We start from the raw sequence: 13,547 nt of genomic DNA, 5'->3' as shown, positions 1-13,547 counted from the left end.
CTCAGTGACAGGCTGCGGCCCGAGAGGCAAGATGGGGCCGGTCCGCCGATAGGCAAGTGCGACAGGCAAGTGCAGTGGGTCAGGGAGGAAGCGTCTCGTGAGCAGCAGGCCATCCCGAGGCGCTGCTCGCCTCGCAGCCATACTCGACGCCCTCCCCGACGGCCTCGTGCTCGTCAACTGCAACGGCACGGTCGTCAACGCCAACACGATCGCCCTCGGCATGTTCGAGACACCCGGCACCGCACTCGTCGGGCGCGGCCTTCTCGACCTCCTGCCCGGCTTCGACTCGCGCCTCATCCCCGGCTCCATGCGCCGCCCCGAAGGCACCGACGAGCGCGGCCGCACCAAGCCGACCCGGATGATCGCCCGCCGCACGGACGGCGGCGAGTTCCCCGTCGAGGTGACCAGCGCCAGCCTGGAGGACGGGCGCGAGGCCTATGACTCGTACAGCGGGTACACGGGCGACGAGCTGCTCATGCTCGTCGTACGGGACCTCACCGGCACCCTCGACACCGAGGCCGAACTCGCCCGCTCGCAGCGGCAGACCGAGATGATCCTGCGCGCCGCGGCCGAGGGCGTCGTCGGCACGGACACCGACGGCCGGGTCGTCCTGGTCAACCCCGCCGCCGCGCAGATCCTCGGCTACCGCGCCGGCGAACTCGGCGGCCAGGAGCTCCACCCGCTGATCCTCGCCAAGCGGGCCGACGGCGAGCCCTTCCCGTACGAGGAGTCGCCGCTCGCCGACACCCTCAAGTCGGGCCGCAAGCACCGCGTGCGCGGGCAGGTCCTCTGGTCGAAGAAGGGCGAGCAGGTCGCGGTCGACCTGACGACCGCTCCGGTGCGCGACGGCGACCAGCTCGTCGGCGCCGTCATGACCTTCACCGACCGCAGGCCGTACGAGCAGCTCGTCGAGGAGCACGCCGCCGAGCTCGCCGAGATCAAGCGGCGGAACGCGGCCGAACTCGCCGACCTCCAGGAGCGGAGCGCGGCCGAACTCGCCGACCGCGCCGAGCGGCACGCGGCCGAGCGGGAGGCCCAGCAGGAGCGGTACGCCTCCCTCGCCGCCCGCCACGAACAGCTCACGGCCGTCCTCGCCGAGTCGCTGCGCGGCCCCTTGGAGGAGCTGCGCACCCAGCTGGGCGTCCTCGCCGCCGACGACGCCGGGCAGCTGTGGCCCGAGGCCAACCGGGTCCTGCACCACCTGGCCGCCGGGTACGCCCGGATGACGACGCTCGTCGACAACGTCCTGGGCTACCAGCGCCTGGACGCCGGCACGGAGACGCTCGACAGGCGCGTCGCGCTCCTCGACGGGGTCGTGACCGCGGGCATCGACGGGGCCGTCGAGCTCATCGGACCCGGCCGCGCCCAGTTCGCCGTGCACGCGCCGCCCATCGAGGCCGAGGTCGACGCGGCGCGGCTCGCGACGGCGCTCTCGCACCTCGTCGCGGACGTCGCCGGCGTCGACGCGACCGGCAAGAACCGTGCCGGCGCCCAGGGCTCCGTACCCGCCGACTCCACGATCGTCGTCGCGGCCGCCCAGCGCGGTGAGGTCGTACGGATCGAGGTCCGCGGCCCGTACGCCGGCGGTGACCCCGTCCACGGGCCCGTCGTGCGCGGGATCGTGGCGGCGCACGGCGGTGTCGTGCAGACCCATGAGGTGCCGGGGACGAGCGGCGGCGCGTACGTCGTCGAAGTGCCGGTCGGCGCCGGGCGTGGGACCGTCCCGGCGGAGACCAGGGCGCCCGCACCGGCCGGCGGAGGCCGTGAGGCCCTCGCGCTGCCCATGCAGGCCGGTACGCCTGTCACGGCGCCTCCCGCCGTCGGCGCGCCCGTCACGGTGCCTCCGGCGCCCGGCGCGCCCGTGACCGTGCCTCCGACCCCCGGCGCGCCCGTCACCGCGCCTTCGGTTGACGGTTCGGAGACCACCGGTGGGGGCAGGCGGCGGGCCCGGCGGGGGTCCACGGACGCCTTCCTGGAGAGTTCGGTCGCCCGCGAGGGCGGTGCGGAGCCCAGCGGGCGCCGCCGTGCCCGTACGGGTGAGGCCACCGGTGCCGCCGAGCTGATCCCGGCCCAGCAGAACGCCGCCGTCGACGTCCCGTCCGCTCCTCCTGCCACTCCCGGCACCGCTGTGAGTCCCGGGGCCGGTACCTCCGGTGCCTCCAGTGTCTCCGGTGTCTCCGGTGTCGAGCCGACCGGGCGGCGGCGTGGCCGGCCCGCCGAGGGGTCCGTGGTGACCGCGGCCGAGGGCGCGCAGGGGCGGGCCGCGCTCGGCGCCGCCGTGCCGCCGCAGGGTGTCCCCGTCGAACCCTCGGGCGCTCCCGCCCTGGCCCGTGCCCTGCCTGCCGTCGCTTCCGGTTCCGGTTCCGGTGAGGGTGTGCCCGAGGGGCAGCCGAGCGGGCGTCGGCGGCGTGCGCTCGCCGCCGCCCAGGAGCGGGCTGCCGCCGCCGAGGCCGGTCCCCGGACGCCGTTCGCGCTCCCGCCCGCCGACGCGGACCGGCCTGAGCCGGGCGTCGCCGGGCCCGAGGGCCTTTCCGCCGGTGGTCCGTTCACCGCTCCCGGAAGTACCCCGGCCGCCGGGCCGCTGCCGGTCTCCGACGAGGGACAGCACGAGGCCGTACGGGGTGTCCCGGGCGCCGACCACACGCCTCCGCAGCCCCATCCGCACGCGCCGCCGCACACGCAGACCCCCACGCAGCCGCAGCCGCAGGGGCAGGTTCCGCCGGTCGTTCCGCCGTCGATGCCGCCTGTGATGCCTGCCGCGATGCCTCCCGTCGAGCCGACCGGGCGTCGCCGGGCCGTCACGCCTCCGCCGCCGGAGACGGAGCGGTCGCAGTCGGGGCCGCAGTCGCAGCCCGGAACTCGTAGCAGCAGCACGGCTTCCGGAACCGGTACCGGTTCCGTGCCGCTGCCGCCCGAGTTGCCGATGCCCAAGGACTCCACTCAGGGGCGGGCGTTCAGCGTCCGTACCCTCGGGCAGGGCGTCCCCTTCGTCCCCCCGGCCTCCCCTCCGGCCCCGCCCGCCGCTCCTGCCGCCGCCCATCCGGCCCCATCGGTCCCAGCGGCCCCCCAGGCCCCCGGCGCGCACTCCAACGGCTCCGGGCGGCGGCGTAAGCTCGCCACCCCGCCGGAGGTCGACCCGCCGGCCCCCGTCGCGCTTCCCGTACCGGCTCCCGGCGCGGCCAGGCCGCACCCGCAGCAGGCCGAACCGTCCGGCCCGCCGTCCGAGACCGCGCTCGGGCTCGGTCCCGCGGCGTCCGAGGGACGTGCCTACGCCATAGGAGCGCCCGCGGAGGGTTCCGCCGAGGGTCCCGAGCCGCTCGACGGCCCCGGTGGCGCCGTCGAGGTCGCCAACCGGCCGGCTCCGCGGCCGGTCGACGACGAGCTGCCCCCGGAGCCCCTCGACAACCCGCGCAGGCTGCTCGTCTGGCCCGCGCCCGACGTCTCCACGCAGCAGGCGCTGAGCGACCGGGGCTACCGGCCGGTGATCGTGCACTCCCGTGAGGAGGTCGACGCCCAGATCGCCGCCTTCCCTGCCGCGCTCTTCGTCGACCCGCTGACCGGGCCCATCACCCGTACCGCGCTCCAGTCGCTGCGCCAGGCCGCCGTCGCCGCCGAGGTGCCCGTCCTGCTCGCTGCGGGGCTCGGCCAGGCGACCAGGGAGGCCGCGTACGGCGCCGATCCGGCCGTACTCCTCAAGGCGCTCGCGCCGCGCGACAGCGAGCAGCACCCGTCACGGGTCCTGGTGATCGAGGAGAACGAGGACATCGCGGAGGCGCTCGCGGAGACCCTGGAGCGGCGCGGGATGCACGTCGCGCGGGCGGCCACGGACACGGAGGCGGTCGCGCTCGCGACCGAGACGCGGCCGAACCTGGTGGTGATGGACCTGATGCAGGTGCGCCGCCGCAGGGCCGGGATCATCGACTGGCTGCGGGCGAACGGACAGCTGAACCGCACCCCGCTGGTCGTCTACACCTCGGCCGACCTCGTCGAGGAGGAGCTGCCGAAGTTGTCCTCCGGCGAGACGGTCCTGTTCCTCGCCGAGCGCTCGAACAGCGCCGAGGTCCAGGCCAGGATCGTCGACCTGCTCGCGAAGATCGGCACCAACTAGCCCCCTGGGGCCGGTTGGTGCCGACTGGTCGCCACCGGTGGGTCAGAGCTGGGTCACGTCGAGCTCGCCCTCCGCGTACTGCCTGCGGATGACCTTCTTGTCGAACTTGCCCACGCTCGTCTTCGGCACCGCCGGCACGATCGCCCAGCGCTCCGGCAGCTGCCACTTGGCGATGCCGCCCTCGTCGGCGAGGAAGGCCCTCAGCGTCTCGTAGTCGGCCGTCGCCCCCTCCTTGAGCACGACGGTCGCCAGCGGGCGCTCGCCCCACTTCTCGTCGGGCACGGCGACGACGGCGGCCTCGGCGACCTCCGGGTGGGCCATCAGCGCGTTCTCCAGCTCGACGCTGGAGATCCACTCGCCGCCCGACTTGATGACGTCCTTGGCGCGGTCGGTGAGGGTGAGGAAGCCGTCGGGGCTGATCACGCCGACGTCGCCGGTCTTCAGCCAGCCGTCCTCGCTGAACTTGTCGGCCGGCCGGACGGCCTCGCCGTCGATGCCGCCGAAGTACGAGCCCGCGATCCAGGTGCCGCGCACCTCCAGTTCACCGGCCGACTCGCCGTCCCAGGGCAGGTGGTCGCCGCCGGGGCCGACGAGGCGCGCCTCGACGCCGGCCGGGAAACGGCCCTGCGTGATCCGGTACGGCCACTCCTCCTCGGCGGTCAGACCGGCCGGCGGGTGGGCCATCGTGCCGAGCGGGGACGTCTCGGTCATGCCCCAGGCGTGGCAGAGCCGGACACCGAGCCGGTCGTACGCCTCCATGAGGGAGGGCGGACAGGCCGCGCCGCCGATGGTGACCTGGGCCATCGAGGAGAGGTCGCGGGGGTTGGCGGTGACCTCGGCGAGCAGTCCCTGCCAGATGGTGGGGACGGCGGCCGCGTGGGTCGGCTTCTCGCGCTCGATCATCTCGGCGAGCGGGGCCGGCTGGAGGAAACGGTCCGGCATGAGCATGTTGATGCCGGTCATGAAGGTGGCGTGCGGCAGGCCCCAGGCGTTGACGTGGAACTGCGGGACGACGACGAGGGTCGTGTCCTTGGCGGTGAGGCCCATCGACTCGGCCATGTTCACCTGCATCGAGTGCAGGTAGATCGAGCGGTGGGAGTAGACGACTCCCTTCGGGTCACCGGTGGTGCCGGAGGTGTAGCACATGGCGGCGGCCGAACGCTCGTCGAGCTCGGGCCAGTCGTACGTCGTCGCCCGGCCGGCGATCAGCTCCTCGTAGTCGTGCACGCGGGGGGCGACGCCGTCGAGGACGGAACGGTCCCCGGGGCCCGCGACCACGATGTGCTCGATCGTCGGCAGGTGCGGAAGCAGCGGGGCGAGGAGGGGGAGCAGCGAGCCGTTGACGAGCACGACCCGGTCGGCGGCGTGGTTGACGATCCACACCAGCTGCTCGGGGGGCAGACGGAGGTTGAGGGTGTGGAGCACCGCGCCCATGGAGGGGATCGCGAAGTACGCCTCGACATGCTCGGAGTTGTTCCACATGAGGGTCGCGACCCGCTGGTCGCCGGTGACGCCGAGTTCGTCGCGCAGGGCGTTGGCCAGCTGGTGGGCGCGCGCTCCGGCCTCCGCGAACGTGCGGCGGTGCGGCTCGGGCTCGCCCGTCCAGGTGGTGATGATGGACTTCCCGTGAATCGTCATCCCGTGCTTGAGGATGCGGCTCACGGTCAGCTGTACGTCCTGCATGGTGCTGTACACGGGGCGTCCTCCCGGTGGGCGCTACGTGGCAGAAAGGGTGTGGAGATTCTGCGCACATACCACGCGGTATGTCACTACCCGGGAGTACGGGAATTGCCGGCGTTCACTGGCGCGGGCGCCGGCCCGTCCCGCTTCGCCTACCGTACGGGCGTCAGTTCCGGGTCCTCGCGGAGCTTGCCGAGCGCCCTGGACACCGCGCTCTTCACCGTACCCACCGACACCCCGAGCACCTCGGCGGTCTGTGCCTCGCTGAGGTCCTCGTAGTACCTCAGGACCACCATCTGACGCTGCCGGTCCGGCAGCTTCATCACCGCACGCCACATCGCGTCGTGCAGCACCTGCCGCTCGGCCGGGTCCGGCTCCGGGAGACCTGCGGGCTCGGGCAGCTCCTCGCAGGCGAACTCGTCGACCTTGCGCTTGCGCCACTGGGACGTACGGGTGTTGAGGAGCGCGCGGCGGACGTAGCCGTCCAGGGCGCGGTGGTCCTCGATGCGCTCCCACGCGACGAAGGTCTTGGCCAGCGCGGTCTGCAGCAGGTCCTCGGCGTCGCAGGGGTTGGCGGTCAGGGAACGCGCGGTGCGCAGGAGCACGGGCCCGCGCGCCCGTACGTACGACGAGAAGGTCGGGTACGACGCGTACTGCGAGGCACCGGCGCAGACGGGGCCAGAGGGTGGCGGAGTCATGGCTCCACGCTAGGAGGGGCGGGGTACCCGGCGGATCGGCCCCAGGTCCCGACCCGCCGTCCGCCTCAGGTTGTAGGGGTGGGGACCGCCGCACCTCCTCTGGGTGGAGACCCTTCGGGGACGGCTCAGGGTCGGGGGCGGGGGCGTGAGCATCTGGGTGGCGGTCTGTGGGATGGCCGGGGACGGCTGGGGCCCGGACGGGCTGGGGCCCGGGGTGGGCGGCGGTTGCCGGGGAGCTGGGGCCGACGGGTGGCTGGGGGGCCGTCACGGGGCGGGGGTCGTGACGCGGGCGGGGGTCGTGACGCGGGCCACCGGCGCGTCCATCGCGTTCCGGTCGATGAGGAGACGGTGACCGCCGTACGACTCCGCCACGTTCCCCGCGTACTGGTGGATCCGGCCGTGCGGCATCCACGCCTCCGGGTGCAGCTCCGGCTCGGAGTACAGCGCGGGCCGCCCCAGCCAGCGCGCGAACCACATCACCTCCGGCAGGTCCTTCGTACCCGCCCGCCGCTGCGCCTCGATGTCCCGCACCCCCGTGTCGGCGCTGCTGTAGAAGCCCGGGACGTAGCCGAGTCGCCGTACCTCCCGGTTCCAGGCGCGGACGAAGGACAGGGTGGTCGCGGCGCAGTCCGCGTCACCTGGCCGGTACGCCTCGATGTCGAGGTAGAGCGGGCTGCTCGCGTCGAGGCCCAGAGCCCGCGCCGCCCGTACCGCCTCGCCGCCCTCCCGGGTGCCCTGGCTCCAGGGGCTGCCGCCGATGGCGAAGGGCCGCTTGGCGGCGGAGAGGACACAGGGAGCCTGGGAGCCGACGAAGAGCGGCAGCAGACGCCACCCCATGGCGTGCGCGGACGCGACCCAGGCGGGGTTCAGCTCCCGCTGGACGGGGCAGCCCCGTCCCCGGCCGCCGAAGTAGATCCCGACTGCCCCGTACGGCGAACTGCGCCACGCCTTCATCACCGCGAGGGAGGGGGCGTCGCAGGTGTCGAAGGCCCGGCCGGTGAAGCGCACCGGGGCGGCGGGCACCGCCGGGTCGCCTCCCCCTGCCCTCGCCGCCCACGCCGGGGCGGGGGCCGTCAGCAGTGCCGCCCCCGCCAGTACGGCAAGGAGGGCGGCGACCACGGCCCGCGCCCCGGCAGCAGGCGCGGGAGCCGCCCCGGGAGCAGGAGCGGACGGCGAGCGGGTCAGCTCCGGTGTCGGCGCCGGGGACTCGGACGAAGGTACGGGGGTGGGTGTCGTGGTGGAGGTGGGGGTGCGTTCGGGATCTGACGCGGGGGCGGGCGACGCATGGGTGCTCGTGGCGTGTGTGCTCGTGGCGTGTGTGCTCATGGCGCGAGTGAAGGTCCGCCTGTCGCGCCCGGCCACCGCTGGGGCCGTCGCCTCAGCCGTCCGTGCCCAGGATCAACCCGGACGTGGGAACCCCGGTACCCGCCGTGACCAGACTCCGCTCCGCGCCGGGTATCTGGTTCACCGAGGTGCCGCGCAGCTGCCGTACCGCCTCGGCTATGCCGTTCATGCCGTGCAGATAGGCCTCGCCGAGCTGCCCTCCGTGCGTGTTCAGCGGGAGCGCGTCGGCCGCGACGAAGTCGGCCGCCTCGCCCGGCCCGCAGAAGCCGAACTCCTCCAACTGCATGAGCACGAACGGGGTGAAGTGGTCGTAGAGGATGCCCACGTCGATGTCCGAGGGGGCGAGCCCGGAGGTCCGCCAGAGCTGACGGGCCACCACGCCCATCTCCGGGAGCCCGGTCAGCCCGTCCCGGTAGAAGCTGGTCATCGCCTCCTGCTTCCGCCCGGCGCCCTGCGCCGCCGCCAGGATCACGGCGGGCGGGTTCGGCAGGTCGCGGGCGCGCTCGACGGAGGTGACGACGATCGCCTGGCCGCCGTCGGTCTCCTGGCAGCAGTCGAGGAGCCGGAGCGGTTCGACGATCCAGCGCGAGGCGGCGTGGTCGGCGAGGGTGATCGGCTTCCCGTGGAAGTAGGCGGCGGGGTTGCGGGCCGCGTGCCGCCGGTCGGTGACGGCGACATGACCGAAGGCGTCCGGGGTCAACCCGAAGGTGTGCAGATACCGCTGGGCGGCCATGGCGACCCAGGAGGCCGGGGTGAGCAGCCCGAAGGGAAGCTGCCAGCCGAGCGCGGCACCCTCGGCCGAGGGTTCACGCTGCTTGACTCCGGAGCCGAAGCGGCGCCCGGATCGCTCGTTGAACGCCCGGTAGCAGACGACGACCTCCGCGACCCCGGCGGCGACGGCGAGTGCGGCCTGCTGCACGGTGGCGCAGGCGGCCCCGCCCCCGTAGTGCACCCGGGAGAAGAAAGAGAGTTCGCCGATGCCCGAGGCCTGGGCGACGGTGATCTCCGGGTTGGTGTCCATGGTGAAGGTGACCAGGCCGTCGACGTCGGCGGGGGCGAGTCCCGCGTCGTCGAGGGCGGCCCGCACCGCCTCGACGGCGAGGGAGAGTTCGCTGCGGCCCGAGTCCTTGGAGAACTCGGTCGCGCCGATGCCGACGACTGCCGCCCGGCCGCCGAGTCCGTCCCGGTGGCGGAGGCTCATCGGGGCACCTCCACGGTGACCGTCCCGGTGACGTGGTGCCCGAGCCCGTTGGCACCCACGACCCGGACGTGTGCCGTGTCCCCCTCGACGCCGGTGACCGTGCCGGTCAGGACCAGGGTGTCGCCGGGGTGGTTGGGGGCGCCGAGCCGGATGGCGACCCTGCGGAGGACCGCGCGGGGGCCGAAGTGGTCGGTGATGTACCGGCCGACGAGACCGTTGGTGGTGAGGATGTTCATGAAGATGTCCGGGGAGCCCTTCTCCCGGGCCAGTTCGGCGTCGTGGTGGACGTCCTGGTAGTCGCGGGAGGCGACGGCCCCGGCGACGATCAGGGTGCGGGTGACCGGGATGGTCAGCGGCGGCAGTTCGTCCCCGGCTTTCATGACAGGTCTCCTTCCGCGAGCAGCCCGCCGAGTTCGGCGAGGAGTTCGGTCCCGGCGCCGAGATAGGCGTCGAGCTGCCGGCCCCACAGGAAGTGCCGGTGGACGGGGTGGTCGAGGTCCGCGCCCAGGCCGCCGTGCAGATGCTGCCCGGCGTGCACGACCCGCTTCCCCGCCTCGGAGGCCCACCAGGCGGCGGTGAGGGCGGCCCCGGCGGCGTCCAGACCCTCGTCGAAGCGCCAGGCCGCCTCGTAGGCGGTGACCCGGATGGCCTCGGTGTCCATATGGGCGTCGGCCGCGCGCAGTTGAACGGCCTGATGGGTGGAGAGCGGGCGGCCGAACTGCTCCCGTACGGAGGTGTACTCCACGGCCCTGGCAAGGGATCCGGCGCACACCCCCGCCTGCAGCCCGGCGAAGGCGATCCGAGCGCCGGCGAGCACGTCCTCAAAGGCACCGGCCTCCGCCCCGGTGGCGGACCTCCCGAGCCGCTCCGCCACCGCTCCGTCGAGGACGAGCCGGCCGGCGGACCAGGGCGCGGTGAGCTCGACGGGATCGACACGGTGGGCGTCCTCGGTGCGGACCAGCCACAGGGCGCGGTCCTCGTCCGGTACGAGGACGTGGGTGGCGTCCCTCAGCCACGGCACCCAGTCCACGGCCCCGGTGAGTCGCCCCTCGCGCGAGGTGACCGCGCCGGTCGCCGGGAAGGCCCCCGTCACCACCGTCGTACCGTCGCGGAGGCCCGGCAGGAGCCGGGCCCGCTGCCCGTCCGTACCGTGCCGGGTGACGGCGAGTATCCCGTAGGCGCAGCTCGCGGCGAAGGGCACCTGGGCCGTCACCCGGCCCTGCTCCTCCAGGAGGAGTACCAGGCCGAGCAGGCCGGTCTCCTCGACGGCGCCGGGGAGACCGGCGGCGCAGAGCGCCTTCCAGAGCTCGGCGTCGGTGCCGGTGCCGGCCGCCCTGAGCCGCTCGTGGGTGGAGAGGTCCGCGAAGATCCGGGCGGCCAGCTCGCGGGCGGCCTCCTGCTCCTCGGTGGGGGTGAAGTCCATGTCAGTCCTCCCCTCCGGCGCGGAAGACGGGAAGCTCCAGCTCCTCGTCGGCCCGCAGGAACTCCAGCCGCACCGGCATCCCGATCCGCACCTTGTCGTACGGCACCCCCACCACGTTGCTGATCATCCGCACGCCCTCGGCGAGTTCGATCAGCCCGACCGCGTAGGGCCCCGCCGCGTCAGCGGCCTGATCGGACGCGGTGAAGGCCGGGAAGGGCGGGTGGTGCATCACCACGTACGAGAAGACCGTCCCGGCGCCGCTCGCCTCGACCGTGTCCCACTCCCGCGAGCCGCAGTCGGCGCACCCCGGCAGCCAGGGGAAGCGGAGGGCGGCGCACTCCCCGCAGCGCTGGATGAGCAGCCGGTGGGCGGCCACCCCCTCCCAGAACCCGGCGTTGTCCCGGTTGATCACGGGCCGGGGTCGTCTGGCGGCCGGTGCGGCGGGCTTCGGGGGCCTGGCGGCCGGTGCGTACTTCAGGATGCGGAAGCGGTGGGTGCCGGCGAGCTCTCCGCCGGCGCGCACGTCCGTCCTGGTGGTGACGAAGTGCCCCGACCCGAGCTTGGTGGTCTTGCGCGGCGACACGGACTCGATGACGGTGTCGAAGGTGATCTCGTCGCCGGGCCGCAGCGGACGCAGGTACTCCTGCTCGCAGTCGGTCGCGACCACGGACGTGTATCCGGCCCCGTCGAGCAGGGCGAACAGCTCCTCGTACGCGGAGGAGCGGCCGGTGTGCCCGGAGAGGCCGCCCATCGTCCAGGCCTGGAGCATCGTCGGCGGTGCGACGGCCTCCGGTCCCCGGTAGGCCGGGTGGGAGTCCCCCATGGCCTCGCACCAGTGCCGGATCATGGGCAGGTTCACCGGATCCTTGCCGATGCCTGTGGTGGCGGCGGGCCGCCCCGCGAACCCTGCGAGCCGCTCGTACAGGGCGTCCGCCGTACCCGGCGAAGTGTCCGGCAGCGCACCCGTCGCGTCCCGCGCGTCCGCCGTGCCCGGCGAAGTGTCCGGCAGCGCGCCCGTCGTATCCCGCGCGTCCGCCGTGCCCGGCGAAGTGTCCGGCAGCGCGTCCGTCGTATCCCGCTGGGCGTCCACCCTGCCCGGCTGGGTGTCCGGCTGGGTGTCCCTCGTCTCCCGCTGTCCCGCTGTCCCGTTCCGCTCCGTGAGGGTCATCGCCGACCCCTCCCCTTCATGCCGAGCCGCATCCTCGCGACGATCTCGCGCTGCACCTCGCTCACCCCTCCCCCGAAGGTGTTGATCTGCGCGGCGCGGTTCATGCGCTCCAGCTCACCGCCGTCGAACTCCCCCGGCGATCCCGCTCGCACCGTCCCCGCCCCGCCCGCGATCTCCTGACATATTCGATACACCTCCACCGCCGATTCGGTTCCCATGAACTTCACGCCGCTCGCGTCCCCCGGGGCCAGCCGGCCGGCCCCCACATCGCCCACCAAACGCCAGTTCAGCAGGCGTGTCGCCGCCAGCCGGGCGTGTGCTTCGGCGGCCCGGATCCGGACCCACGGCTCGTCAACACGGCGCCTGCCCGTCACCGGATCGGGGGTGCGAGCGCGGTCGAGCACAGCCGCGAAGAAGTCCTCGGCCTGCATGCCGATCGCGGCCAGCGCGACCCGCTCGTGGTTGAGCTGGTTGGTGATGAGCCCCCAGCCGCCGTGCTCCGGCCCCACGAGATGGCCGGCCGGCACGCGTATCCCGTCGTAGTAGGTGGCCGTGGTCGTGAGCCCGCCCACGGTCGCGATCGGGGTCCAGGAGAAGCCCGGGGCGTCGGTGGGGACGAGGACGATCGAGATCCCCCGGTGCGGGGGCGCGTCGGGGTCGGTGCGGCACGCGAGCCAGATCCAGTCGGCGTTCTGGGCGTTCGAGGTGAAGATCTTCTGGCCGTCGATCCGCCAGGAGTCCCCCTCGCGTACGGCCCTCGTGCGGAGTGAGGCGAGGTCCGTACCCGCCTCGGGCTCGCTGTAGCCGATGGCGAAGACGGTCTCGCCGCGCAGGATCCGGGGCAGGAAGAAGGCCTTCTGCTCCTCGGTCCCGTAGGCCATGAGGGTGGGGCCGACGGTGTTGAGCGTGACCATCGAGACGGGGGCACCCGCGCGGTACGCCTCGTCGAAGAAGACGAACTGCTCGTCGGGGCCGCGGCCCTGCCCCCCGTACTCCTCGGGCCATCCGAGTCCGAGGAGCCCGTCCGCGCCGATCCGGCGGAGCAGCCGGCGCTGGGCGGCGGTGTCGGCGGCGGGGGGCGGCCCTTCGGGCATCACCTCGCGGAAGTACGCGCGGAGTTCTGCGCGCAGCCGCAGCTGCCGCTCGGTCGGGGCGAGGTGCACGGCGACGGCCTCCCGGGGGCGAGGGGTACGGCTCAGATTTTCTGACTGTCCGTCAGATTCGGGATCCCTGTCAAGGCCGGCGACCGATCGGCCGCGCCCCCGTACCGCGGCCGCGAGACACCCGGGGCGCGCAGCCCGACGCCGTCCGCGCCCCGAGCGCGCACAAGCGGGACGGCCTGTGCGCCGGTACCGAAGTACCGGCGCACAGGCCGTCGTTCACACCGCGGTCACGCCCCCCGTCGGGCCGGCTGCCGTGCTGGGGTCACCACCACGGGTAGAAGTTGACCACCGCGTTGTTCTGAGCGATGTGCGTGAAGGCGGAGCCGTTCACGCTGGCCGTGTTGTTCTGGTTCGAGGCACCGGAACCGGTCGCCACCTGCTGCGTCGTGGTCGAGTTGCCGAAGTTGTCCCCGCCCACGCCGCTGCCGATGATCGTGGCGACGCTCGTGTTCGATCCGTCGTCCGCGAACCCGCCGTTGTCGGCCTGGGCCACCCCGGTGAAGAGCGCGGCGGCGAGGGGCAGGGCGGCGGCAGCGGCGAGGACGCGGGCGGTACGGATGCTTGCCATGTGTGTTCCTCCGGGAACTGAAAGCTGGTGCTGGTGCACGGAACTGCTCTGAAGGTCTCTGAACTGCTCTGAACTACGGCCGTTCTCAAGGCGGTTGGCCGACCGCCCCGGTTGTTTCTGCTCGACGTCGCGAATCCAGAGTTGCCCACCGAATCCCCGGCGAACCACCTCGGAGCGGCTTATTCCCCCGCAAG

Annotated in this window: 10 protein-coding genes; 1 reads left to right on the top strand and 9 read right to left on the bottom strand. The window is 73.6% G+C overall.

Features of this window, described 5'->3' with window-relative positions; genetic code table 11:
* Positions 1-97 precede the first annotated feature (97 nt).
* Positions 98-4,108 carry a PAS domain-containing protein gene (locus ACZ4VK_RS23260; RefSeq protein WP_468355024.1) on the top strand — a complete coding sequence of 1,337 codons (4,011 nt, stop codon included), beginning with the start codon at positions 98-100 and terminating at the stop codon, positions 4,106-4,108.
* Between the two features lie 42 nt (positions 4,109-4,150).
* On the opposite strand, the gene ACZ4VK_RS23255 is transcribed toward ACZ4VK_RS23260, so the two are convergent.
* The 9 genes from ACZ4VK_RS23255 to ACZ4VK_RS23215 form a co-directional block, all read right to left on the bottom strand.
* Positions 4,151-5,803, bottom strand: a complete 1,653-nt coding sequence (locus ACZ4VK_RS23255; protein ID WP_468355022.1) for a long-chain fatty acid--CoA ligase — start codon at positions 5,801-5,803, stop codon at positions 4,151-4,153.
* Positions 5,804-5,940: 137 nt separating this feature from the next.
* A complete protein-coding gene (locus ACZ4VK_RS23250; protein WP_468355019.1) occupies positions 5,941-6,486 on the bottom strand; it encodes a SigE family RNA polymerase sigma factor in 546 nt (181 codons plus the stop codon).
* Positions 6,487-6,750: 264 nt separating this feature from the next.
* Positions 6,751-7,812: a DUF1906 domain-containing protein gene (locus ACZ4VK_RS23245; protein WP_468355016.1), complete on the bottom strand. Its 1,062-nt coding sequence runs from the start codon at positions 7,810-7,812 to the stop codon at positions 6,751-6,753.
* A gap of 52 nt (positions 7,813-7,864) precedes the next feature.
* Positions 7,865-9,031, bottom strand: coding sequence for a lipid-transfer protein (locus ACZ4VK_RS23240; protein WP_468355013.1), 1,167 nt, complete (start codon positions 9,029-9,031; stop codon positions 7,865-7,867).
* Positions 9,028-9,411, bottom strand: a complete 384-nt coding sequence (locus ACZ4VK_RS23235; protein WP_468355010.1) for a MaoC family dehydratase — start codon at positions 9,409-9,411, stop codon at positions 9,028-9,030. The genes ACZ4VK_RS23240 and ACZ4VK_RS23235 overlap by 4 nt, the downstream gene beginning before the upstream one ends.
* Positions 9,408-10,454, bottom strand: a complete 1,047-nt coding sequence (locus ACZ4VK_RS23230) for an acyl-CoA dehydrogenase family protein (RefSeq protein WP_468355007.1) — start codon at positions 10,452-10,454, stop codon at positions 9,408-9,410. The genes ACZ4VK_RS23235 and ACZ4VK_RS23230 overlap by 4 nt, the downstream gene beginning before the upstream one ends.
* Before the next feature lies 1 nt (position 10,455).
* Positions 10,456-11,622 carry a bifunctional MaoC family dehydratase N-terminal/OB-fold nucleic acid binding domain-containing protein gene (locus tag ACZ4VK_RS23225; protein WP_468355004.1) on the bottom strand — a complete coding sequence of 389 codons (1,167 nt, stop codon included), beginning with the start codon at positions 11,620-11,622 and terminating at the stop codon, positions 10,456-10,458.
* Positions 11,619-12,785 (bottom strand): acyl-CoA dehydrogenase family protein, encoded by a 1,167-nt coding sequence (locus ACZ4VK_RS23220; protein WP_468355001.1) that lies wholly within the window; start codon positions 12,783-12,785, stop codon positions 11,619-11,621. Before ACZ4VK_RS23220 ends, ACZ4VK_RS23225 begins: the two co-directional genes overlap by 4 nt.
* Before the next feature lie 262 nt (positions 12,786-13,047).
* Positions 13,048-13,353: a hypothetical protein gene (locus tag ACZ4VK_RS23215; protein WP_468354998.1), complete on the bottom strand. Its 306-nt coding sequence runs from the start codon at positions 13,351-13,353 to the stop codon at positions 13,048-13,050.
* Positions 13,354-13,547 lie beyond the last annotated feature (194 nt).

The organism is Streptomyces sp. NPDC028711 (genome assembly GCF_055565415.1).
Note: the sequence above shows the minus strand (reverse complement) of the source record. Positions and strands in the feature narration are given on the sequence as shown.

Bases quoted from the DNA above. Each gene is read 5' to 3' on its own strand.
- ACZ4VK_RS23230 (WP_468355007.1), bottom strand. From the start codon at position 10,454: ATGGACTTCACCCCCACCGAGGAGCAGGAGGCCGCCCGCGAGCTGGCC.
- ACZ4VK_RS23245 (WP_468355016.1), bottom strand. From the start codon at position 7,812: ATGAGCACACACGCCACGAGCACACACGCCACGAGCACCCATGCGTCG.
- ACZ4VK_RS23215 (WP_468354998.1), bottom strand. From the start codon at position 13,353: ATGGCAAGCATCCGTACCGCCCGCGTCCTCGCCGCTGCCGCCGCCCTG.
- ACZ4VK_RS23250 (WP_468355019.1), bottom strand. From the start codon at position 6,486: ATGACTCCGCCACCCTCTGGCCCCGTCTGCGCCGGTGCCTCGCAGTAC.
- ACZ4VK_RS23240 (WP_468355013.1), bottom strand. From the start codon at position 9,031: ATGAGCCTCCGCCACCGGGACGGACTCGGCGGCCGGGCGGCAGTCGTC.
- ACZ4VK_RS23225 (WP_468355004.1), bottom strand. From the start codon at position 11,622: ATGACCCTCACGGAGCGGAACGGGACAGCGGGACAGCGGGAGACGAGG.
- ACZ4VK_RS23235 (WP_468355010.1), bottom strand. From the start codon at position 9,411: ATGAAAGCCGGGGACGAACTGCCGCCGCTGACCATCCCGGTCACCCGC.